Source organism: Neisseria sp. P0022.S010, from assembly GCF_051956635.1.
In genome coordinates this window covers 1-1,867 of sequence record NZ_JBQCXF010000567.1, presented here as the reverse complement: position 1 = coordinate 1,867, position 1,867 = coordinate 1, and the positions used below count along the sequence as shown (strand labels likewise).

At 51.5% G+C, this 1,867-nt stretch carries 1 protein-coding gene and 1 pseudogene; both read left to right on the top strand.

Annotated elements, in window-relative coordinates; all coding sequences use genetic code 11:
• Positions 1 to 634: pseudogene (locus tag ACTHUT_RS19460) on the top strand (heme biosynthesis protein HemY); the annotation flags it as partial.
• Between the two features lie 134 nt (positions 635 to 768).
• On the top strand, positions 769 to 1,830 hold the full coding sequence (gene hemE, locus ACTHUT_RS19455; RefSeq protein WP_250600270.1) for a uroporphyrinogen decarboxylase: 1,062 nt from the start codon (positions 769 to 771) through the stop codon (positions 1,828 to 1,830).
• The last annotated feature ends 37 nt before the right edge of the window (positions 1,831 to 1,867 follow it).

The window sequence follows — 1,867 nt, the reverse complement described above, 5'->3', positions numbered from 1 at the left end:
GCGTTATGCCTTTGATCACGGCGATGCTGCAGATGTCTTGGCAAAAGCAGAAAAACTGGTCAAAGCCGGCGCCATCAACGATTACGAAGCCGAACAGTATCAAAATTGGGCATATCGCCGCCTCTTAAGCGAAGTGACCGATGCACGCAGTCTGAAAGCTTGTTTGAAACACATTCCAGAAAGCTTGAAATCAGGCGAATTATGTGTCGCGATTGCCGAAAAATACGAGCGTTTGGGTTTGTATGCCGATGCAGTCAAATGGGTTAAAACCCATTATCCGCAAACCCGCCAGCCCGAGCTTTTGGAAGCATTTGTCGAATCCGTACGCTTCCTAAGCGAGCGCGAGCAACAAAAAGCCATCGACTTGGCAGATTCTTGGCTGCAGGAACAACCCGACAATGCACCGCTGTTGATGTATCTTGGCCAACTGGCCTACGGCCGCAAACTTTGGGGCAAAGCCCAAGGCTACCTCGAAGCCAGCATCGCCCTGCAACCCAGCGTATCCGCACATTTGGTCTTGGCCCGCGTGTTTGATGAAACCGACCAACCGCAAAAAGCGCAAGAACAACGCAATCTGGTTTTGGAAAGCGTGGCCGAAGAAGAACATCCGGCAGCCCTTACTCAACCCAATTGATGTGCTGATTTCGCACTAAGCGACAATATGAAATCTAAACAGAACCAACCATTTAATCATTTCAGACGGCCTCAATACATATCTAAGGCCGTCTGAACTTTGTCCAACACACCAAATCAGAAAGCCTCTCTACCATGACTGCTCTGAAAAACGACACTTTCCTCCGCGCCCTGCTCAAACAGCCTGTCGAATACACTCCTATCTGGATGATGCGCCAAGCCGGACGCTATCTGCCTGAATACAAAGCCACGCGCGCACGTGCAGGCAGCTTTCTCGATTTGTGCAAAAACACCGAGTTGGCAACCGAAGTTACCATCCAACCTTTAGAACGTTTTGATCTAGACGCGGCAATTCTGTTTTCCGATATTCTGACCGTTCCCGATGCCATGGGTTTGGGCCTGTATTTTGCCGAAGGCGAAGGCCCGAAATTTGAACGCGCCTTGCAACACGAAGTCGACATTGCAAAACTGCAAGTTCCTGACATGGAAAAACTGCAATACGTCTTTGATGCCGTAACTTCCATCCGTAAAGCACTAGACGGCCGAGTTCCGCTGATCGGCTTCTCAGGCAGCCCATTCACACTTGCCTGCTACATGGTTGAAGGCGGCAGCAGCAAAGAATTCCGCACCATCAAAACCATGATGTATTCACGCCCTGATTTGCTGCATAAAATCCTCGACACCAATGCTCAAGCCGTTACCGCCTACCTCAACGCCCAAATCGATGCCGGCGCACAAGCTGTACAAATTTTCGACACTTGGGGCGGCGTGTTGAGCGATGCCGCATTTAAAGAATTCAGCCTGAAGTACATCCGACAAATCGTTGCCGGACTCAAACGCGAAAGCGAAGGCCGCCGCGTGCCTGTTATCGTATTTGCCAAAGGCGGCGGCTTATGGCTGGAAAGCATGGCAGAAATCGGCGCAGATGCATTGGGCTTAGACTGGACCTGCAACATCGGCGAAGCCCGCCGTCGCGTCGGCGAACAAGTTGCCCTGCAAGGCAACTTCGACCCGTTTGCCCTCTTCGGCACACCGGAATCTATCCGCAACGAGGTCGCACGCATCCTCGCCGACTACGGCAACGGCAGCGGCCATGTATTCAACCTCGGACACGGCATCAACCAACACGCCGATCCGGAACACGCCAAAATTTTGGTCGATACCGTACACGAACTGTCCCGTCAGTATCACCGTTAATTAAAGCAACTCAAAAGGCCGTCTGAAAACAGAAACA

Bases quoted from the DNA above. Each gene is read 5' to 3' on its own strand.
- hemE (WP_250600270.1), top strand. From the start codon at position 769: ATGACTGCTCTGAAAAACGACACTTTCCTCCGCGCCCTGCTCAAACAG.